Here is a 21,934-nt window from a genome sequence, read left to right as displayed (position 1 = left end):
AGGCGACAGCGTTAACCTATGCAAAATCCAAAGGTGAACTAGGTTACAAACCTTGAAATCAAAGCCAGCCGGTTTGCCCACATGCTGAGATCCGTGCGATAGTCGAGATGTCCGGCGGCGGACGACGACCCGCCGAGGACACCGAGACTACGGCCCGCCCGACCTGGCACGGCCGTCGCCCATCGTGTCGGCACGCACCCCCTTGGCCGCGCGATGACTTGCAGGGGCCCCCACGCACCGGAACACGGTGAATCGGGGGCCCTGCGCGTTTTCCGGGCACGGCTGCGGCGCGACCATGGCTGCGGCGCGGCCACGGCGGTGAGCCGTCGCGACGGCCTCAGTGCCGCTCGCGCACCTTGAGCTCGAACCAGACGCCCTTGCCGCGCGGCAGCAGATCGGCGCCCCAGCGGTCGGCGAGGTCGTCGACGACCTTGAGCCCGCGCCCGTACTCGTTGATCGGCAGCGGCTCGGCCATGATCAGACAGGGCAGCGCCCGCGAGGAGTCCCGCACCTCGACCCGCAGCCAGCCGGGCTTGCGCGACACCTGGACGCCGATGGTCCGCCCGGCCGCGTGCCGCACCGCGTTGGCCACCAGCTCGCTGGTGAGCAGCTCGCCGACCTCCAACTGCTGGTGCAGCTCCCAGGACTCCAGCACCGAGAGCACCAGCCGGCGGGCCAGCGGCCCGGACTCCGGCCTCGACGGCAACCGCATCTCGCCCGGTGCCGACTGGTCGCACAGCCTGCCGAAGTACATCCGCTCCAGCTCCTCGGAGCTGAGCCGCTCCAGGGCCGCCAGCGCGTCCTGGAAGCACATCCACGATGCCTCAGCGACCAAGCTCGACCCAGGAAGTGATGACTGATCTGTTTCGCCCCAACCCGCCATGCGGTCCATCATTGCGGAACGCAAGCGGCCGCGTACGGACAATGAGCAAACGATCACTACCCGCTCGGCATATGCCGGGTGCAACCCGGGCCGGGTGCGCGTCAAGCCCGGGTTGCCGCAAACCGCCTCCTACCAGGCACTCCAGGCCAGGTTCCAGCCGCTGAGGCCGTTGTCCGGAGCCACCGTGCCGCGCGAGGAATTCTGCACCGTCACGATGTCGCCGATCAGCGAGCCGTCGTAGAAGGTGCCCGCCGAGGTGCCGTCGCCGCCGCCCTTGACGTCCTTGAGGCCGACGCAGCCGTGGCTGACGTTGTCCTTGCCGAAGGCGCTGCTCCAGTAGTTGCCGTGTACGTACGTGCCGGACGTGGTCAGCCGCATCGAGTGCGGCACCTGGAGGTCGTACGGGTCCCCGGTCATCCCGGGCATGCTGCTGGACTGCATCCGCACCACGCCCTCCTTGGACATCACCACCATGGTGCCGTTCCAGGTGGGGTGCTCCGAGGAGCCGGAGGTGATGTCGACGACGGAGCTCTTGCCGTCGTTGACCACCGTCATCTTGTGCGTCTTCGCGTCAACCGTCGAGACCTGCGATCGCCCGATCGTGAAGGGCTCGTCCCGGTCCACGCCGCCGTAGACGCCGGGGGCGAGCTCCACGTTCTTCAGCCGGTAGTGGACGGTGACCTTGGTCCCCGGCTTCCAGTACGCCTCGGGGCGGAAGTCCAGCCGGCGGTTGCCGAACCAGTGGCCCTTCACCACGGTGCCGTTGTCGGACTCGAAGGTGATGCCCTTGGCGACCGCCTCCTTGTTCTTCACGTCCTTGTCGAAGTCGACCGAGACGATCATGCCGACCCCGTAGGTGGCGTTGTCCTCGACGTTGTCGCTCGCCTTCGCCTCGCGCTCGGGCGTCAGCGTGGTGAAGCCGCTGTCCGCCGAGGCGACCACGCCGTTGGCGTCCGCCGCCATCGCGCTCACCTGGTAGGCGGTGCCGACCGCCAGGCCGGCCGTCGGCGTCCAGCTGCCGCCGTCGGCGGCGATCGTCCCGGCGACCTCCTTGCCGGTCCGGTCGCTCACCTTGACCGTGGTGAGCTTGCCGCCCGCCACCGCGACCTTGAGCGCGCCGCTCGGGGCCACGTCCACCGCGCCGTTCTTCGGCTGGATGTCCAGCACCGCCGCCGACACCTTCGGCGCCGCCGGGGTCGACGCGGGGGCCTCGGCCGGCGCCGCCCCGGAGGCCGGTGCCGCTCCGGACGCCGGCCCGGAGGCGGTCGCCGCGACGCCCGCCGCGCCCCCCAGGTCCGCCTTGGCCGCGCTCCCGCCGGCCGCGCCGTCGCCCCCGCCGCACGCGCTGGTCAGCACCAGCGCGCCGCCCATCAGACCGGCGGCCACCACTGTCCGTATCGACCTCATGCCGACTCCTCCCGTTGATCCCGCTCGACCACGAGGGGACTCGACAGATACACGCGCCATCCACCGGAAAGGTTGCGCCATCCGGGCGACGATCACGCCACGAACGACGACCGGCCCGACCCCAACGAGTGAGGATCGGGCCGGTCGTCGTCGAACCGGGACTACCGGGGCTGCCGCCGGGGTAGAGCGTGTGTCGCCGGACCTACCAGTTGGCCCAGCCGATGTTCCAGCCGCCGAGGCCGTTGTCGGGCGCGACGGTCTTCTCCTTGGTGTTCACGATCTTCACCACGTCGCCGACCAGCGAGTCGTTGAAGAACTTGCCCGCCACCGAGGTGTCGCTGCCGCCCTTCTCGTCGGCCATCGAGACGCAGCCGTGGCTCGCGTTGGACTTGCCGAAGGGGTTCGCCCAGTAGTTGCCGTGCACGAAGGTGCCGGAGGTGGTGAGCCGCATCGCGTGCGGGACGTCCTGGATGTCGTACTCGCCGCCGAGACCGACGGTCTGCGAGTTCATCCGGGTGACCTTCTCCTTGGACATGATCACCATGGTGCCGCCCCACGAGGGGGTCGCGTCGGCGCCGAGGGTGACCGGCACCGTGGTGCTCTTGCCGTCCCGGACGGTCGTCATCGTGTGGGCGGCCGCGTCGGCCGTCGAGACCTGGGAGCGGCCGATGGTGAACGGCTCGTCCTTGTCCACGTCGCCGTAGATGCCGGGGGCGACCTCGACGTTCTTCAGCCGGTAGTGGATGGTGACCTTCGTCCCCGGCTTCCAGTACTCGGCCGGGCGGAAGTCCAGCCGCTTGGTGCCGAACCAGTGGCCCTTCACCTCGGTGGCGGCGCCGTCGCTGGTCTCGAAGGTGATCCCCTTCGCCACGGCCTCCTTGTTCTTCACGTCCTTGTTGAAGACCACCGAGACGATCATGCCGACGCCGTAGGTGGCGTTGTCGGCGATGTTGTCGTTCGTGGAGATCGTCTTCGCCGGGGTCAGCGTGGTGAACGAGGTCGTCGACGCCGTCACCAGGCCCTCGGCGTCCTGCGCCTGCGCGCTCACCTTGTAGACCATGCCGACGGCCAGGGGCGCGCTGGGCTTCCAGCCGGAGCCGTCCGGCGTGATCGCCCCGGCGACCGGCTTGCCCTCCTTGTCGGTGACCTCGACGGTGGTGAGCTTGCCGCTCGCGACCGAGACGGCCAGCGCGTTGGTCGGCGAGACGTCCTGGGCACCGTCCTTCGGCTCGACGGTCAGCACCGCGGCCGAGGTCTTCGGCGCCGCCGAGCTCTGGCCGGGCGCCGGAGCGCCCCCACCGTTGGCACCCGCCGTGGCGGCCGCGTCACCCCCGCCGCTGCCCCCGTCACTGCCCTTGTCGTCCCCACATGCCGCGGTGAGCAGCAGTACCCCGCCCATCGCGAGCGCCACTGCGCCACGACGCATCCGACGGCTGGTGGTCCCTATCGCGGCGTCGTCCGCCAAAACCGGCTTCACGGTTTCTCCCCTCCCGGTGTCCATCCAGATGGACGCGTGTTCGCCCGGACGGGTTGCACCGGACCGGCGATCTTCCGCGCCGGTCTTCGGCGCGGCAAGCAGGATAGCTGGGCCGAATGAGTGAACCCCGGGGGGAGTGCGGTGAATCACAGGTGGAACAGCGGTGAAGACCGGCGGGAGGGTCACCGCCCCGCGGACACCGCCGGGGCCGGGCGCCGGTGGCTCAGCGCTCGATCGCGCTGCCCGCGACCCACTGGGCCCAGGGCAGGTTCCAGCCGTTGAGCCCGTTGCTCGGCGGGACGGCGTCCCCGGTGGCCGCCCTCACCTCGATCACGTCCCCGGGGATGGTGTGCTCGAACAGCCAGCCCGCCGGGGTGTCCTTGCTCGTCCCGCCCTTGGCGTCGGCCAGGCCGATGCAGCCGTGGCTGGTGTTGGCCGTGCCGAACACCGCCGGGTCGGCCCAGTAGTTGCCGTGGATGAAGGTGCCGGAGGTGGTCAGCCGCATCGCGTGCGGGACGTCCTTGATGTCGTACTCGTCGCCCATCCCGACGGTCTGCGAGTTCATCCTGGTCGTGCGGTACTTCTCGGAGACCACCAGCACGCCCCGGTAGGTGGTGTGCTTCGGGTCCCCGCCGGACACCTTGAGCGTGCGCACCACCTTGCCGCCCGCCCCGGCCCGCACGGTCAGGGTGTGGGCGTCCAGGTCCACCGTGGAGACCTGGGCCCGGCCGACGGTGAACCGGACGTCCTTGGTCTGGGTGCCGAACGCGCCCGGCGCCCCCTGCACGTCCTTGAGCCGCAGCGCCACCGCGACCCTGGTGCCGGCCGCCCAGTAGGCCTTCGGCCGGACGTCCAGCCGCTGGGTGCCGAACCAGTGCGCGGCCAGCTCCACCGGCGGGTCGGCCGTCACCGTCACCGCCCGCTCGACGGCCGCCCGGTCGGTGATCGGGCGGCTGAAGCGCAGCGAGACGGGCATGCCGACGCCGACCGTGGAGCCGTCCTCCGGGGTGAAGAAGGCGACGAAGGTGTGCGCCCGGGCCACCGTCGAGAAGTCCGTGTGCTGGTTCGCCTTCTGGCCCTGGTCGTCCTCGGCCACCGAGTCCAGGGTGTACGCGGTGCCGAGCGGCAGCGGGCCGTTCGGCGCCCAGCTCGCACCGTCCGGGGAGAGCGTCCCGGCCACCTCGGTGCCCTTCGCGTCGGCCAGCCGGACGGAGACCAGCCGGCCCTGGGCCACCGAGACCCGGACCGCGCCGTCCGGCGGGACGTCCTCGGCGCCGTCGGCGGGCAGCGCGGTGATCGCCGCCCGGGAGGGGGCCGGCGGGGCCGTGTGCCCCGGGGCCGCCGCGTCCTGGGCCGGGCCGGCCGCCGGACCGCCCCCGCCGGCGCACCCCGTCAGCACCGCCAGGCTCCACCCCAGCGCCGCCGCACGGCGCGCCCACACCAGTACTCGGGGCCGCATTCCGGGGCCTCCCGCCGTTTCCGTCCGATACCCCGGACAACGAGGGCAATCCCGGCAGGACACGCGGACGGCCGGGTGAACCTCACTCCGGCGGCCCACCACCGGGCGGCCGGCGACCCGGTGGTGGCCGCGGCGCGGGCCCGGGCGGCGTGCCCGAACCGCCCCCGCGGCGCGCGGCCCCCGGCCGCCATCCGCCGGTAAGCCACCGTTCAGCGGCTTCCGATCAGCAGGATCAGGGAAAGAGAAGGTGAACGGGGTCCGGGACACCCCGCCCAGGGAGGGTAGGGCCATGGCGTCAGGGCAGGAGCTGGAAGCCGGAGTGCGGCCGCGCGGCGGTACCGGCACCGAGCCACCGTGGCCCGGCAGCTGGCAGCCGCTGGGCGCCCGCTTCCGCACCGATGCCCAGGGTCGCCAGGGCACCAACTTCGCGCTCTGGGCGGCCGGCGCCGAGGCGGTCGACCTCTGCCTCTTCGACGAGGACGGCCAGGAGAGCAGACACCGCCTCACCGAGCAGAACTTCCAGACCTGGCACGGCTTCCTGCCCGGCGTCCGCCCGGGCACCCGGTACGGCTTCCGGGTCCACGGCCGCTGGGACCCGTGGACCGGCGCCCGGTGGAACCCGGCCAAGCTGCTGCTCGACCCGTACGCCCGGGCCGTCGACGGCTGTTACACCTCCCACGACGCGGTCTGCTCCGCCGTCCGCAACTGGCCCGAGGCCGACGTCGCCGACACCGTCCGGGACAACCGCGACTCGGCCCGCTACGTGCCCAGGTCCGTCGTGGTCCACGACGACGACGACTGGTACGACGACCACCGCCCGAAGACCCCCTGGGCCGAGACCGTGCTGTACGAGCTGCACGTGCGCGGCTTCACCATGCGCCACCCCGAGGTGCCGCCGGAGCTGCGCGGCACCTACGCGGGCCTCGCCCACCCCGCCGCGATCGCCCACCTCACCGGGCTCGGCGTCACCGCCGTCGAGCTGCTGCCGGTGCACCAGTACGCCAGCGAGGACCACCTCCAGGCCCGCGGCCTGGGCAACTACTGGGGGTACAACACCGTCGGCTTCTTCGCCCCGCACGCCGGCTACTCCTCCTCCGGCAGCCGCGGCGGCCAAGTGGGCGAGTTCAAGCGGATGGTGCGCGCGCTGCACGCCGCCGGCATCGAGGTCGTCCTCGACGTGGTCTACAACCACACCGCCGAGGGCGCCGAGCTGGGCCCCGCCCTCTCGCTGCGGGGCATCGACAACGCCGGGTACTACCGGCTGCCGCTGAACCGCCCGCGCGGCTACGCCGACTACACCGGCTGCGGCAACACCCTGGACACCCGGCGGCCGCAGGTGATCCGGCTGATCACCGACTCGCTGCGGTACTGGGTGACCGAGATGGGCGTGGACGGCTTCCGCTTCGACCTCGCCGCCGCGCTCGCCCGCGGCAGCGACGGCGTCGAGATGGACCACCCCTTCCTCGCCGCCGTCTCCCAGGACCCGGTGCTGAGCCGGGTCAAGCTGATCGCCGAGCCCTGGGACGTCGGCGCGGGCGGCTACCAGGTCGGCGGCTTCCCCCCGCTGTGGGCCGAGTGGAACGACAAGTACCGGGACACCGTGCGGGACTTCTGGCGCGGCGCCCGCCCGGACGTCCGTGAGCTCGGCTACCGGCTCTCCGGCTCCTCCGACCTCTACCAGCGCGGCGGCCGACGCCCCTACGCCTCGGTCAACTTCGTCACCGCGCACGACGGCTTCACCCTGCGCGACCTGGTCTCCTACGACCGCAAGCACAACGAGGCCAACGGCGAGGCCAACCGGGACGGCACCGACGACAACCGGTCCTGGAACCACGGCGCCGAGGGGGAGACCGCCGATCCGGCCGTCCACGCCCTGCGCCTGCGCCAGTTGCGCAACCTGATGGCCACCCTGCTGCTCTCCACCGGCGTCCCGATGATCACCGCCGGGGACGAGTTCGGCCGCACCCAGCGCGGCAACAACAACGCGTACTGCCAGGACAACGAGATCAGCTGGCTGGACTGGTCCCTGCTGGCGGACCGCGACTGGGCCGGGCTGCGCGACCTCACCGCCCGCCTCGTCCGCCTGCGCCGCGCCCACCCGGTGCTGCGGCAGCGGGCGTTCTTCTCCGGCCGGGCCGCCACCCCCGGCGGCCAGCCGGACCTGGCCTGGTTCACCCCGCGCGGCAAGGAGATGACCGAGGCCGACTGGTTCGCCCCCACGGCCTGCCTCGGGATGCTGCTCTCCGGCACCGCGATGTCCGAACGCGACCAGCACGGACGCCCGTTGCGCGACGACAGCTTCCTGCTGCTGCTCAACACCGGCCCCGACCCGGTGGCCTTCACGCTGCCCGGCGAACCCTGGGCCGCGCCGGACGCCCGGTACGAGACGGTGCTGGACACCGCGAGCGAGGAGAACGGCCCGCTCCCCTCCCCGGACACCGCCCTGCTCGGCGGGCACTCGCTGCGCCTGCTGCGCGCACCCGCCCCTCGCTGACCCCCGCACCCCACGCGTCCCGGCCACCGGTGGCCGGTTCTCGACGACAGGTGCGAAAAACCTGATGAGAAATGACGCGGGCCCGACCTACGCTCACGGCGATGGCCGAGAACCAAGCCCCCGCCCCCACGTCCGCCCGCCGGTCGACGGTCCGCTCGCTGCTGCGCCTGTGGCCCTACGCCCGCGCGATCCGCTGGCGGCTGACCGCCTCGGTCGCCGCCGCGCTGTTCGCCGCGCTCAGCGTGCTGCTCGTCCCGATCGTTCTCGGCCGAATCGTCGACGGACCGATCACCGACCACGACGTCGGCGCGCTCTGGCCGCTGATCGGCCTGCTCCTGGCGCTCGGGCTCTTCGAGGCGGCCCTGTTCTACGCCCGCCGGGTCATCCTCGCCAAACCCCTGGCCGGGGTGGAGACGGCGATGCGCGGCGACCTCTTCGCCCGGCTGCAGCGGCTGCCGATCTCCTTCCACGACCGCTGGGGCTCCGGCCAGCTGCTCTCCCGGGCGACCTCCGACATGTACACCATGCGGCTGTTCCTGGCCTTCCCGCTGGTCTTCCTGATCGTCAACACCGCGACCTTCCTCGCGGGCACCGCCCTGATGTTCACCCAGGACTGGCGGCTGGCCCTGATCGTCCTGGCGCCCGCCGTCCCGCTGATGGTGCTGACCCGGCGGTTCGAGGCCGGCTACTCCGGCGCCGCCCGGCTCGCCCAGGACCAGAACGGCGACCTCGCCACCGTGATCGAGGAGTCCATCCTCGGCATCCGCATCCTCAAGGCCTTCGGCCGCCACCGGTCGATGGCCGACCGCTTCCGGGCCCGGACGCACGACCTGCGCCGGACCGAGCTGCGCAAGGCCGGCCTGCTCGCCAACCTCTGGGCGGTCATCGTCGGCCTGCCCGAGGTGGCGCTCGGCTGCGCCCTCGCGGTCGGCTGCTACCTGGTCGCGCACGACGAGCTGAGCACCGGCACCCTGGTCGCCTTCCTCTCCACCGCGCTCGCGCTGCGCTGGCCGGTCGAGTCGCTGGGCTGGCTGCTCGCCTACGCCAACGAGGCCGCCACCGCCGCCGACCGCTTCTTCGAGGTGCTGGACGAGCCGCTGCCGGACGACGACACCGAGCCGGCCCCGGCCGACGCCGCCGACACCACGGCCACCGCCACGACGCCGGGCGCCGCCCCCGACGGCATCCGGCTCACCGGCGTCCGCTTCCGCTACCCGGACGCCCCGCCCGACACCCCCGACCTGCTCCGGGGCATCGACCTGCACATCCGCAGCGGCGAGACGATGGCCCTGGTCGGTGCCACCGGCAGCGGCAAGACCACGCTCACCGCGCTGCTCCCCCGGCTGTACGACGCCACCGCCGGCACCATCACGCTGGACGGCCGCCCGATCCGCGAGCTGTCCCGCGAGCGGCTGCGCGAGCTGGTCTCGGTCGCCTTCGAGGAGCCGACCCTGTTCTCCGCCACCGTCCGGGAGAACGTGCTGATGGGCGCGCCCGGCGCCGGCCCCGAGCAGCTCGCCGCCGCGCTGGCCACCGCCCAGGCCGGCTTCGTGGAGAAGCTGCCCGACGGCGCCGGGACGGAGGTCGGCGAGCAGGGCCTCAGCCTCTCCGGCGGCCAGCGCCAGCGGCTGGCGCTGGCCCGCGCGGTGGTCGGCGCCCCGGCCTTCCTCGTCCTGGACGACCCGCTCTCCGCGCTGGACGTGCACACCGAGGCGCTCGTCGAGCGGGCCCTGCGGCAGGTGCTCGGCTCCACCACCGCGCTGGTGGTGGCCCACCGGCCGAGCACCGTGCTGCTCGCCGACCGGGTCGCGGTGCTCTCGGACGGCCGGATCGAGGCCGTCGGCACCCACCAGGAGCTGCTGCGCAGCTCGGCGCGCTACCGCGAACTGATGTCGGGCGACGCCGCCCTGGTACCGGAGAGGGGCGCCGCCCGATGACCACCACGCTCGAACCCGCCGAGAAGTCGGCGAAGTCCACGGAGGCGGCGAAGGCCGCGCCGGAGGAGGAGCTGCCCGCGCCCCCGGCCGACGAGGAGGACATCCCCGTCCCGCCCGGCGCGCCCCGGGCGCTGCTGCGCGCGCTGCTCGGCCCGCACCGGGCCCGGATCACCGTCGCGATGGTGGTGATCCTGCTCCAGCAGGCGGCGCTGCAGTCCGGTCCGCTGCTGGTGGCGATCGCCATGGACCGGGGCATCCCGGCCCTGCGCGACCACGACGCCGGCCCGCTGGTCGCGGTGATCACCGCCTACCTCTCCTGCGCGCTGATCAGCACCGTGCTGCAGTGGGCGTTCATCAAGATCAGCGCCCGGATCAACCAGGACATCCTGCTGGAGCTGCGCGGCCGGATCTTCCGGCACTCCCAGCGGCTCAGCCTGGACTTCCACGAGCGGTACACCTCGGGCCGGATCATCTCCCGCGCCACCTCCGACGTGGACGCGCTGCGCGAGCTGCTCTCCGAGGGCCTCCAGGAGCTGCTGACCGTCTTCCTCTCGGTCCTCTACATCTCGGTGCTGCTGCTGGTGATGGACTGGCGGCTCGGCCTGGTCTCGCTGGCCTCGTTCGTCCCGCTGTTCCTGATCGCCCGCTCGTTCCGGAGCCGCTCGCGCCGGGTCTACCGCCGCTCGCGCACCTCGGCCGCCTCGCTGATCGTGCGCTTCACCGAGACCATGAACGGCATCCGCCCCGTCCAGGCCTTCCGCCGCGAGCGGGCCAACGACGCCGCGTTCTCCGTGGTCAACCGGCAGTCGGCCGCCGCCACGGCGGACGGCCTGCTGGAGATCGCCCGCTACGTCGGCCTCTCCCGCGCCACCGCGAACGTCTGGAGCGCCGGTGTGGTGCTGCTCGGCGCCTTCCTGGTCACCGACGGCGCGGTGGAGCTCGGTGTGCTCACCGGTTTCGTGCTCTACCTGCGCCGCCTGTTCGACCCGATCGACCAGCTCGCGATGTTCCTGAACAGCTACCAGTCGGCCGCCGCCGCCCTGGAGAAGATCGCCGGCCTGCTCGCCCACGAGCCGACCGTCGCGGAGCCCGCCGAGCCGAAGGAGCTCCCGGCCCAGCGGTCCACCGCCGCGGCCAAGGGGCGCGAGGTGCACTTCGAGAAGACCGCCTTCGGCTACCGCTCCGGCAAGGAGGTGCTGCCCGCCTTCGACCTGGTGCTGCCGGCCGGCCAGACCGTGGCCGTGGTCGGGGCGACCGGCGCGGGCAAGTCGACGGTCGCCAAGCTGCTGGCCCGCTTCTACGACCCGACCGCCGGCCGGATCAGCCTCGACGGGGTGGACCTGCGCGACCTCGCCACGCCGGAACTGCGGCGCGGGGTGGTCATGGTGACGCAGGAGTCGTTCCTGTTCTCCGGCACCGTCGCCGAGAACATCGCGATCGGCCGTCCCGGTGCCTCCCGCGCGGAGGTCGAGCAAGCCGCCCGGGACATCGGCGCGTACGAGTTCGTCGCCGCGCTGCCGGAGGGCTTCGACACCGACGTGCGCAAGCGCGGCGGCCGGATCTCGGCCGGCCAGCGCCAGCTGGTCGCCTTCGCCCGGGCCCTGCTGGCCGACCCGGCGGTGCTGATCCTGGACGAGGCGACCAGCTCGCTGGACGTGCCCGGCGAGCAGGCCGTCCAGCGCGCGATGCGCACCGTGCTGGCCGGGCGGACGGCCGTGATCATCGCCCACCGGCTCTCCACCGTCGAGATCGCCGACCGCGTCCTGGTGATGGACCAGGGCCGGATCGTCGAGGACGGCACCCCGCAGGAGCTGATCGACGGCTCCGGCCGCTTCGCCGAGCTGCATCAGGCCTGGCGGGACAGCCTGGTCTGACCGCGCCCCGTGGGTAATAGCCTCTAGGCCCTTTCATCCATTACCGAAAGGGCCTAGAGTCGTTCCCGGGACCGACCGGGCCACACCGGCCCGCACCGGTCCGCAGGCCGACGACCTAGGGAGCGGACGTGACCGACCGGACGCACTGGCAGGACTGGCAGCGCAGCTGGGACCGCCAGCAGGAGTGGTACCTGCCCGACCGCGAGGAGCGGTTCCGCGCCATGCTGGACGTCGTCGAGGCGGTCGCCGGCCCCGAGCCGCGCGTCCTCGACCTGGCCTGCGGCACCGGCAGCATCAGCGAACGACTGCTCGCCCGGCTGCCCGGCGCGGTCAGTGTCGGCGTCGACCAGGACCCGGCGCTGATGGCCATCGCCCGCGGCGTCTTCGCCGGCGAGCCCCGGTTCACCCTGGTGACCGCCGACCTCAAGGACCCGGACTGGGCCACCCGGCTCCCGCCCGGCCCGTTCGACGCCGTGGTGACCGCCACCGCCCTGCACTGGCTGCCCACCGACGACCTCGTCCGGCTGTACGGGGACCTCGCCGGGCTGGTCCGCCCCGGGGGCGTCTTCCTCAACGCCGACCACACCCCCGAGTCGACGATCCCGCTGCTCACCGCGGCCGACGAGGCCTTCCAGCAGCGGCGCCAGGAACGCGAGCGGGCCGACGGCGTGCTCGACTGGGCCGGCTGGTGGGCGGCGGCCGCGGCCGACCCGCTGCTCGCCGAGGAGGTCGCCGCCCGCAACGCGCTCTACGGCTCGCACGCCCAGGGCGCCGTGCACCCCGCCGACTGGCACACCGCCCGGCTCGTCGAGACCGGGTTCCGCGAGGCCGGGGTGGCCTGGCGCTCCGTCACCGACTCCCTGGTCGCCGCCGTCCGCTAGGCCCCGCCCGGCCGGGCGGGGTGGGGAGAGCCGGACCGACCGGCCCTCCCCACCCGTTCAGCGCAGCAGCCCCGCGTCCATTCCGGTGGATTCCGGCGGCAGCGCCACCAGGCCCAGCTCGGCCGGCGAGGCCAGCCGCGGATGGGCCGGCAGCACCCGGACGGTGTACCCGAACGGGCCCGTCCGGCAGAGCTCCAGCGAGCCCTCGTAGCGGGTGCGCCCGTCGAGGTCCGGCCCGCCGACCGGCTTGAGGGCGAGCAGGCAGGCGTCCGAGATGCCGTCCGACTCGTCCACCCGGCCGGAGACCACCTGCACCTCCACGTCACCGGGCTCCAGCGCGCCGAGCGCGACCTGCACCCGCAGGGCCAGCGAGCTGCCCAGCTCCTGCGCCTCGTCCGGGCACTCCGCCTCGACGTGCTCGACCCGGACGGCCGGCCAGGCCTCCCGGACCTTGGCCTTCCAGCCGGCCAGCTCGCGGGCGCCCGCGTACGGGCCGGTCACCGGCCCGCCGGGCACCGCCGCCGCCAGCTCCCGCTGGGCCAGCGCCGCCGGGGTGTACAGCCGCTCGACGTACTCGCGGACCATCCGCCCCGCCAGCACCTTGGGCCCGAGGGTGACCAGGGTGTGCCGGACCATGGCGATCCAGCGGTGCGGCAGCCCGTCCGCGCCCCGGTCGTAGAACCGGGCGGCCACCTGGTGCTCGATCAGGTCGTACAGGGCGGCGGCCTCGATGTCGTCCCGCCGCTCGGCCTCGCCGCTCTCCGGGTCGAGGACGCCGGCGCTCTCGTCGGCGGTGGGGATCGCCCAGCCGTTCTGGCCGTCGTACCACTCGTCCCACCAGCCGTCCAGGACGGACAGGTTGAGGCAGCCGTTCAGCGCGGCCTTCATCCCCGAGGTGCCGCAGGCCTCCAGCGGGCGCAGCGGGTTGTTCAGCCAGACGTCGCACCCCGGGTAGAGGTGGCGGGCCATCGCCATGTCGTAGTCCGGCAGGAAGACGATCCGGTGCCGGACGGCCGGGTCGTCGGCGAAGGCGACCATCTGCTGGATCAGCCGCTTGCCGCCGTCGTCGGCCGGGTGGGCCTTGCCGGCGACCACGATCTGCACCGGCCTGGTCGGGCTCAGCAGCAGGGCGCGCAGCCGCTCCTGGTCGCGCAGCATCAGGGTGAGCCGCTTGTAGGAGGGCACCCGGCGGGCGAACCCGATGGTGAGCACGTCCGGGTCGAGCACCGAGGAGACCCAGCCGAGCTCGGCCTCGCCGGCGCCGCGCTGGCGCCAGGAGGCGCGCAGCCGGTGGCGGGCCTCGTCGACGAGCTGGGCGCGCAGGCCGCGGCGCAGCTCCCAGATCTCGCTGTTGCCGATCCGCTCCAGGCCCGTCCAGCGCTTGGCGTCCCCGGTGGTCATGGCGTCCTCGGCGCGGTCGGCGCCGATCTCGGCGGCGCCGAGCCGGACGACCGCCGGGTCGATCCAGGTCGCCGCGTGGACGCCGTTGGTGACGGAGGTGATCGGGACGTCCGCGGCGTCGAATCCCGGCCAGAGTCCGTTGAACATGGACCGGCTGACCTCGCCGTGCAGGGTCGAGACGCCGTTGGCGCGCTGGGCGAGCCGCAGGCCCATCGCCGCCATGTTGAACAGCTTCGGGTCCCCGCCGCGCCAGGTCTCGGCGCCGAGCGCGAGCACCTGGTCGGCCGGGACGCCGGGCAGTGCCGCGTCGCCGCCGAAGTGGCGGGCGACCAGGTCCCGGTCGAAGCGGTCGATGCCGGCCGGGACGGGCGTGTGGGTGGTGAACAGGGTGCCGGCCCGGACGGCCTCCAGGGCGGCGGCGAAGTCCAGACCGGGCTCGGCCGGACCGTCGGTGATCAGCTCGCGGATCCGCTCGATCCCGAGGAAGCCGGCGTGGCCCTCGTTGGTGTGGAAGACCTCGGGCGCGGGGTGGCCGGTGAGCCGGCAGTAGGCGCGCACCGCACGGACGCCGCCGATGCCGAGCAGCATCTCCTGGAGCAGCCGGTGCTCGCTGCCGCCGCCGTACAGGCGGTCGGTGACGTCGCGCTCGGCGGCCGAGTTGGCCTCGATGTCGGAGTCGAGCAGCAGCAGCGGCACCCGCCCGACCTGGGCCCGCCAGACGTGCGCGGCGAGGGTGCGGCCGCCGGGCAGCGCGAGGTCGATCCGGCAGGGGGTGCCGTCACTCTCCCGGAGCAGCGTGACGGCGAGTTCGTCCGGGTCGAGGAGCGGGTAGCGCTCCTGCTGCCAGCCGTCCCGGTTGAGGGACTGCCGGAAGTAGCCGTGCCGGTAGAACAGCCCGACGCCGATGATCGGCACGCCGAGGTCGCTGGCCGCCTTGAGGTGGTCGCCGGCCAGGATGCCGAGGCCGCCGGAGTACTGGGGCAGCGCCGCGGCGATGCCGTACTCGGGCGAGAAGTAGGCGATGGCGGTGGGCTGCGCGGCATCGGCGACCGGTTGGTCGAGGCCGTGCTGGGCGGCCTGGTACCAGCGCGGTCCGGCCAGGTACTCCCGCAGGTCGTCGGCGAGGTCGCCGAGTCTGCGCAGGAACCGGCGGTCGGTGGCCAGCGCGGCGAGCCGCGCGGCCGGGACCTCGCCCAGCAGGCGCACCGGGTCCTCCCCCGTGGCCGCCCAGACCTCCGGGTCCACGGACCGGAAGAGGTCCCTGGTCTCGGGGTGCCAGGACCAGCGCAGGTTGAGGGCCAGCTCGTGCAACGGCTGGAGTTGTTCGGGCAGGACAGTGCGGACGGTGAATCTGCGGATTGCCTTCACGGCGTGAAGCGTAGCCCCGGCGGCTGTCATGAGGGTGCGTCAAGTGGGCTATTGAGCCTCCGTTCGGGCTATTGATGAGATCGCATTCGGCGCATTGGGCTGCACAGGGGGCGCGCGCGGCGCACGTTCCGTCGGATCGCGCTACCAATGCGTGAACATTGCGGAACAGATCCATTTCCACCGGCGGAGCCGCCCCGGACAAAGCCCGAAACTACTGTCGTACCGCTGCAAAAGTCCGGTCGCCGGTGCGACTATGAACCAAGGTCGTGGATGCTGCGGGGAGTGCGGCGACGGGTGGCGCCCTCCTTGAAGCAGCACGTCCGAATCCTTTTCGCGTTGATCGATTCCCAACCTCCTTAGCCCATTCGGCGCTCACCGCGCGCCGCCGCGTGTCCTGGGACTCGGCCTGCTCGTTCACGGGTGGGTTGGGTCGCCCAGGGGCGTGCCCCGAGAGGCGTGCGCCGGGACGCGCGCGGGCTCTCGGGCGCCCCGCCAGGGGCTCGGCGGGAGCGGGGCAGGTTGCCGGGGACGGCGGCGCGGGCAGGCTTCCGGTCGCACGTCCTCCCCACCCAGCAGTCCTCCCGGTACTCCCCCCCGGCCGGCCCGGCCCGCGGGAGCTGCCGCCGATCTCGGGCAGGAGTTTGGCATGCACGGCGACACGCGGGACCAGTCCACACCGGTGGCCGAAAGCCACGACGCAGCGGTCGCGGAATCCGCCGGACGGATGGATTCTGACACTCGGACAGACGCGGCGATGCCGGGACCCCGGGGCGCCGCGGCCGACCGTCCGGAGCAGCCGTCCGAACCGGCCCGACAACCCGGGACCGAGGAGAGCCGGCCGGCGGCACCCCGCAGGCGCACCACCACGCGCCGCACCGCCGCCACCGGCGCCGAGGTCACCACCGCCGGCACCGGGACGATCGCCGGCTCCGGAACGGGCGCCGCCGCGAAGGCCGGCCCGGCGCCCCGGCGGGCACCCGCCCGCACCACGGCCGCCGGCGGGTCCGCGACCGGACCCGCCGCCAAGCCGGCCGCCAAGACCGCCGCCAAGACCCCAGCCCGCAAGCCAGCCGCCCGCAAGACGACAGAGAGCGACACCGTGATCGGCCGCATCCCCGTCCTGGACGTCAGCCCCCTCGTCGACGCCGGCCGTCGCCCGGCCAAGGCGGTGGTCGGCGAGACCTTCGCGGTCACCGCCACCGTGTTCCGCGAGGGCCACGACGCGGTGAACGCCAACGTCGTCCTGCGCGACCCGCGCGGCCGCAGCGGCCCGTGGACGCCGATGCGCGAACTCGCCGAGGGCACCGACCGCTGGGGCGCGCAGGTCACCCCGACCGCGCCCGGCCGCTGGTCCTACCTGGTGGAGGCGTGGAGCGACCCGCTGGCCACCTGGCGCAAGGTGGCCGCGGTGAAGCTGCCCGCCGGGATCGACACCGCGCTGGTGCTGGAGGAGGGCGCGCTGCTGCTGGAGCGGGCCGCGGGCGGCGTGCCGAAGAAGGAGGGCCGGGCGCACATCCTGGCCGCGGTGGACGCCCTGCGCGACGCCGGTCTGCCGCCGCTGTCCCGGCTGGCCGCGGCGCTCGCCCCCGAGGTGCTCGACCTGCTGGCCCGCTACCCGCTGCGCGAACTGGTGAGCGCCTCCCGCCCGCTGCCGCTCCAGGTGGACCGCGAGCGCGCGCTGTACGGCTCCTGGTACGAGTTCTTCCCCCGCTCGGAGGGCGCGGTGGTCGACCCCTCCGGCGTCGAGCCGCCGCGCTCGGGCACCCTGCGCACCGCCGCCGAGCGGCTGCCCGCCGTCGCCGCGATGGGCTTCGACGTGGTCTACCTGCCGCCGGTCCACCCGATCGGGCGAGCCTTCCGCAAGGGGCCGGACAACAGCCTGACGGCCGGTCCGCACGACGTCGGCTCACCCTGGGCGATCGGCTCGCCGGAGGGCGGCCACGACGCCGTCCACCCGGACCTCGGCACCATCGAGGACTTCGACCACTTCGTCGCCGAGGCGGCGGCGCTGCACCTGGAGGTGGCCCTGGACTTCGCGCTGCAGTGCTCGCCGGACCACCCCTGGGTCAACAAGCACCCGGAGTGGTTCAGCCACCGCGCCGACGGCACCATCGCCTATGCCGAAAACCCCCCGAAGAAGTACCAGGACATTTATCCGATCAACTTCGATCAGGACATGGACGGAATCGTCAAGGAAACCCTCCGGGTCCTGCGGTTCTGGATGAGCCACGGCGTGCGGATCTTCCGGGTCGACAACCCGCACACCAAGCCGGTGCTGTTCTGGGAGAAGGTGCTCGCCGACATCGCCCGCACCGATCCGGACGTGGTCTTCCTGGCCGAGGCCTTCACCCGGCCGGCGATGATGCACACCCTCGGGAAGATCGGCTTCCACCAGTCGTACACGTACTTCACCTGGCGCACCACCAAACAGGAGCTCACCGAATACCTCACCGAGCTCGCCGGCGACGCCGCCTCCTACATGCGGCCCAACTTCTTCGCCAACACCCCGGACATCCTGCACGAGTACCTGCAGACCGGCGGCCGGGCGGCGTTCGCGATCCGTGCCGTACTGGCCGCCACCCTCTCCCCCAGCTACGGCGTCTACGCCGGCTTCGAGCTGTACGAGAACGAGCCGGCCCACCCGGGCTCGGAGGAGTACCTGCACTCCGAGAAGTACGAACTGCGACCCCGTGACTGGACCCGCACCGACTCCCTGGCCCCGCTGCTCACCGTGCTGAACCGGCTGCGCCGCCGGCACCCCTCGCTCCAGCAGCTGCGCGGCCTGCGCTTCCACCCGACCGACAACGACCAGGTACTCGCCTTCTCCAAGACCGCCACCACGACCGAGGGCCTGACCGACCACGTCATCACGGTCGTCAACCTCGACCCGCACCACGCCCAGGAGGCCACCGTCACCCTCGACGGGGACGGCCCGTTCGCGGTGCACGACGAGCTCACCGGCGCCGCCTACACCTGGGGCCGGCACAACTACGTCCGGCTCGATCCCTCAGCCGAGCCGGCTCACCTCCTCACGGTTCGGAGGAACCCAGCGTGACAGTGAACGAGCCCGTCCCCGACACCTTCCCCGAGACCTCGAAGAAGAACCTGGACCCCGAGTGGTTCAAACGTGCGGTCTTCTACGAGGTGCTGGTGCGGTCCTTCCAGGACAGCAACGGCGACGGGATCGGGGACCTCAGGGGGCTCACGTCCAAGCTCGACTACCTCCAGTGGCTCGGGGTCGACTGCCTCTGGCTGCCGCCGTTCTTCGCCTCGCCGCTGCGCGACGGCGGGTACGACGTCGCGGACTACAAGTCGGTCCTGCCGGAGTTCGGCGACCTCGCCGACTTCATGGAGTTCGTCGACGCCGCGCACCTGCGCGGCATGCGCGTGGTCATCGACTTCGTGATGAACCACACCAGCGACCAGCACCCCTGGTTCCAGGCCTCCCGGGAGGACCCGGACGGCCCGTACGGCGACTTCTACATGTGGGCCGACGACGACAAGCAGTACCCGGACGCCCGGATCATCTTCGTCGACACCGAGACCTCCAACTGGACCTACGACCCGGTGCGCAAGCAGTACTTCTGGCACCGGTTCTTCTCCCACCAGCCGGACCTCAACTACGACAACCCCCGCGTCCAGGACGAGATGATCGCCGGGCTGCGGTTCTGGCTCGACCTCGGCATCGACGGCTTCCGGCTGGACGCCGTGCCGTACCTGTTCGCCCGCGAGGGCACCAACTGCGAGAACCTGCCGGAGACGCACGAGTTCCTCCAGCGGGTCCGCAAGGAGATCGACGCCGACTACCCCGACACCGTGCTGCTCGCCGAGGCCAACCAGTGGCCGGAGGACGTCGTCGACTACTTCGGCGACTTCGCCTCCGGCGGCGACGAGTGCCACATGGCGTTCCACTTCCCGGTGATGCCGCGCATCTTCATGGCGGTCCGCCGGGAGTCCCGCTACCCGGTGTCGGAGATCCTCGCCAAGACCCCGCGCATCCCGCACGGCTGCCAGTGGGGCATCTTCCTGCGCAACCACGACGAGCTGACCCTGGAGATGGTCACCGACGAGGAGCGCGACTACATGTACGCGGAGTACGCCAAGGACCCCCGGATGCGCGCCAACGTGGGCATCCGCCGCCGGCTCGCCCCGCTGCTGGAGAACGACCGCAACCAGATCGAACTGTTCACCGCCCTGCTGCTCTCCCTGCCGGGCTCCCCGGTGCTCTACTACGGGGACGAGATCGGCATGGGCGACAACATCTGGCTGGGCGACCGGGACGGCGTGCGCACGCCGATGCAGTGGACCCCGGACCGCAACGCGGGTTTCTCGTCCGCCGACCCGGGCAGGCTCAGTCTGCCGCCCATCATGGATCCGGTGTACGGCTACCAGGTGACCAACGTCGAGGCGCAGCAGAGCAGTTCGAGTTCACTGCTGCACTGGACGCGTCGCATGATCGAGATCCGCAAGCTCAACTCGGCGTTCGGCCTCGGCACCTACACCGAGCTGCCCTCCAGCAATCCCGCGGTCCTGGCCTTCGTGCGGGAGCACGAGGGCGACCTGGTCATGTGCGTGAACAACTTCTCGCGGTTCGCGCAGCCGACCGAACTCGACCTGCGGCAGTTCGGAGGGCGGTACCCGGTCGAGCTGATCGGCGGGGTGCGCTTCCCCTCGATCGGCGAGTGGCCGTACCTGCTCACCCTCGCCGGGCACGGCTTCTACTGGTTCCAGCTCCGGCAGCCCCCGCGCCTCAGCAGCGCCAGGCGATCGAAGTAACGATCCGTCAGGAGCACCCGTTCCACCAAACCCTCCGGGGGCGCGAGAGTTGTACACCCCGCGCCCCCGGAGGTCTCTGCACCACCGCGTACGGAGAACAGCCCAACGGCCACTTACACGAAGGCGTGACACCTGAGCACCGCTCGCGTGCCGTCGCCGCCGCGCCGCCGAAATCCGGAAGACTGACGGACCCGGCCAGACCCGTCGGGCAGTCCGCCCGCTTCCGGGGAAAGGGAGTCATGTCCGAAACCTCCCGCTCTCAAGCCGATCTGCACCGCGACACCCCCACCGGCCCCGCGCCGGTGGGCTCCCGCGGCGCCGCGGCCCGGAGAACCGCTCTGGGGGTCAGCGAACTCGTCCAGGCGGCCCTGCCCCTGATCGCCGAGTGGCTCCCCACCCAGCGCTGGTACGCCGGCAAGGGACGGCCCATCACCGGCCTCACCCCCGTGGTCGGCACCCCGCTCCAGGTCGGCGATCCGGCCCTGCTGCACCTGCTGCTGCGGGTCGAGCACGCCACCACCGCGGGCGCACCGCACGGGGACATCTACCAGCTGCTGCTCGGCATCCGCTCCGCGGGGACGGCCGACATCGAGCCGAGCGCCGTCCTCGGCCGGCTCAACCAGGGCCCGTACGACGGCGCGGCGCTCTACGACGCGGTGCACGATCCCGAGCTGACCGGGCGGCTGCTGGAGCACCTGGCCACCGGCGACCGGTTCGGCTCGCTGTCGTTCCGCCGCACCCCCGGCTCCGGGCTGCCCACCAACCTGCCCGGTCGCGCCTCCACCGCGGAGCAGTCCAACAGCTCGGTCATCTACGGCACCGCGTACATCCTCAAGCTCTTCCGCCGCATCCACCCCGGCACCAACCCCGACCTGGAGCTGTCGCTGGCGCTCTCGCGGGCCGGCTCCACCCGGATCCCCCGGGTCGCGGCCTGGTTCGAGAGCCGGCTGGAGCGCGCGGAACCGGCCACTCTCGGCCTGCTCCAGCGCTACCTGCCGGAGGCCGAGGACGGCTGGGAGCTGGCCCTGGACCAGGTCGGCCGGCTCAAGGGCGACCCGTCCCCCGGCAACTTCGCGATCGAGGCGCACCGGCTCGGCCGGGCCACCGCCGAGGTCCACCGGGTCCTGGCGCGCTCGATGCCGGTCGCCCGGCTGGACCGCACCCAGACCCGGCAGCTGGCGACCGCGATGGCCGACCGGCTGGACAGCGCGGTGGCCGCCGTGCCCGGGCTGCTCCGCTACCGGTCCGCCCTGCGCGCCGCCTTCCAGCAGCTCGCCGACGCCCACCCGGACGGCATGCCGGTCCAGCGGATCCACGGCGACCTCCACCTCGGACAGGCCATGCGGACCCCGCACGGCTGGGTGCTGCTGGACTTCGAGGGCGAGCCGGCCAAGTCCGTCGCCGAGCGGCGCGAACCGCAGACCGCGCTGCGCGACGTCGCCGCGATGCTCCGCTCCTTCGACTACGCGGCCGCCCACCTGCTGGCCGGCGCGCCGCCCGACCCGGAGCTGGCCCACCTCGCCGCCGCCTGGGCCCAGCGCAACCGCACCGCCTTCTGCGCCGGCTACACCGCCGGCGGCGGCACCGACCCGGCCGCCTCGCCCGAGCTGATGCGCGCCCTGGAGATCGACAAGGCGGTGTACGAGGTGGTCTACGAGGCCCGCCACCGGCCCGGCTGGCTGCCGATCCCGCTGGCCGCGATCAACCGGCTGGCCCTGACCGTCTGAGGGCTCCGCCAGACCGGCTCCGCACCCGCCCCCGCCCCCGAGAACGCCCGCCCGCCACCGACGCCCCCGGCCACCCCGATTCCGCAGGAGGACCACGCCGTGACGCCGCTCGACCCGCCCGGCCGCACCCCCCGTACCGTGCCTGCCACCTTCCTGGCGGGCCCGGACTCCGCCCAGCGCGAGCCCTCGGCGGCCCGGCGGGCCGAACCGCGCCGCCCGGCGCCCGACGGCGGCCCGGACGGCGCCGCCG

General features: G+C 72.8%; 12 protein-coding genes. 7 read left to right on the top strand and 5 right to left on the bottom strand.

Annotation, left to right across the window (positions count from 1 at the left end):
• Positions 1-337 precede the first annotated feature (337 nt).
• The 4 genes from ACFWA9_RS15545 to ACFWA9_RS15530 all read right to left on the bottom strand — a co-directional run bounded on the left by ACFWA9_RS15545 (position 338) and on the right by ACFWA9_RS15530 (position 5,226).
• On the bottom strand, positions 338-814 hold the full coding sequence (locus tag ACFWA9_RS15545; protein WP_329489668.1) for an ATP-binding protein: 477 nt from the start codon (positions 812-814) through the stop codon (positions 338-340).
• Positions 815-1,012: 198 nt separating this feature from the next.
• Positions 1,013-2,290, bottom strand: coding sequence for an Ig-like domain-containing protein (locus tag ACFWA9_RS15540; RefSeq protein ID WP_380387425.1), 1,278 nt, complete (start codon positions 2,288-2,290; stop codon positions 1,013-1,015).
• Positions 2,291-2,492: 202 nt separating this feature from the next.
• Complete coding sequence (locus ACFWA9_RS15535; protein ID WP_380387422.1) at positions 2,493-3,716, bottom strand: Ig-like domain-containing protein; 1,224 nt, start codon at positions 3,714-3,716, stop codon at positions 2,493-2,495.
• A 274-nt stretch (positions 3,717-3,990) separates the two neighbouring features.
• Positions 3,991-5,226: an Ig-like domain-containing protein gene (locus ACFWA9_RS15530; RefSeq protein ID WP_380387419.1), complete on the bottom strand. Its 1,236-nt coding sequence runs from the start codon at positions 5,224-5,226 to the stop codon at positions 3,991-3,993.
• Between the two features lie 289 nt (positions 5,227-5,515).
• Here ACFWA9_RS15530 and glgX point away from each other — a divergent pair, with 289 nt between their 5' ends.
• From glgX to ACFWA9_RS15510, 4 genes are all read left to right on the top strand, one after another.
• Positions 5,516-7,720 (top strand): glycogen debranching protein GlgX, encoded by a 2,205-nt coding sequence (gene glgX, locus ACFWA9_RS15525; protein WP_352289456.1) that lies wholly within the window; start codon positions 5,516-5,518, stop codon positions 7,718-7,720.
• Between the two features lie 101 nt (positions 7,721-7,821).
• Entirely contained in the window at positions 7,822-9,657 is a 1,836-nt protein-coding gene (locus ACFWA9_RS15520; RefSeq protein ID WP_380387416.1) for an ABC transporter ATP-binding protein, read from the top strand.
• Positions 9,654-11,531 (top strand): ABC transporter ATP-binding protein, encoded by a 1,878-nt coding sequence (locus ACFWA9_RS15515; protein ID WP_380387413.1) that lies wholly within the window; start codon positions 9,654-9,656, stop codon positions 11,529-11,531. The genes ACFWA9_RS15520 and ACFWA9_RS15515 overlap by 4 nt, the downstream gene beginning before the upstream one ends.
• A 128-nt stretch (positions 11,532-11,659) precedes the next feature.
• Positions 11,660-12,412 (top strand): class I SAM-dependent methyltransferase, encoded by a 753-nt coding sequence (locus ACFWA9_RS15510; RefSeq protein ID WP_380387410.1) that lies wholly within the window; start codon positions 11,660-11,662, stop codon positions 12,410-12,412.
• Between the two features lie 57 nt (positions 12,413-12,469).
• Here the strand turns inward: ACFWA9_RS15510 and glgP are convergent, their stop codons facing one another.
• Positions 12,470-15,181: an alpha-glucan family phosphorylase gene (glgP, locus tag ACFWA9_RS15505; protein ID WP_352289444.1), complete on the bottom strand. Its 2,712-nt coding sequence runs from the start codon at positions 15,179-15,181 to the stop codon at positions 12,470-12,472.
• Between the two features lie 1,099 nt (positions 15,182-16,280).
• Here glgP and ACFWA9_RS15500 point away from each other — a divergent pair.
• The 3 genes from ACFWA9_RS15500 to ACFWA9_RS15490 all read left to right on the top strand — a co-directional run bounded on the left by ACFWA9_RS15500 (position 16,281) and on the right by ACFWA9_RS15490 (position 21,684).
• Positions 16,281-18,236, top strand: coding sequence for an alpha-1,4-glucan--maltose-1-phosphate maltosyltransferase (locus ACFWA9_RS15500; RefSeq protein ID WP_380387466.1), 1,956 nt, complete (start codon positions 16,281-16,283; stop codon positions 18,234-18,236).
• Positions 18,233-19,957, top strand: coding sequence for a maltose alpha-D-glucosyltransferase (gene treS, locus ACFWA9_RS15495; RefSeq protein ID WP_329489659.1), 1,725 nt, complete (start codon positions 18,233-18,235; stop codon positions 19,955-19,957). The genes ACFWA9_RS15500 and treS overlap by 4 nt, the downstream gene beginning before the upstream one ends.
• A 239-nt stretch (positions 19,958-20,196) precedes the next feature.
• Positions 20,197-21,684: a phosphotransferase gene (locus ACFWA9_RS15490; RefSeq protein ID WP_329489658.1), complete on the top strand. Its 1,488-nt coding sequence runs from the start codon at positions 20,197-20,199 to the stop codon at positions 21,682-21,684.
• Positions 21,685-21,934 lie beyond the last annotated feature (250 nt).

This window comes from Kitasatospora sp. NPDC059973 (genome assembly GCF_042737525.1).
Classification (GTDB): domain Bacteria; phylum Actinomycetota; class Actinomycetes; order Streptomycetales; family Streptomycetaceae; genus Kitasatospora.
Note: the sequence above shows the minus strand (reverse complement) of the source record. Positions and strands in the feature narration are given on the sequence as shown.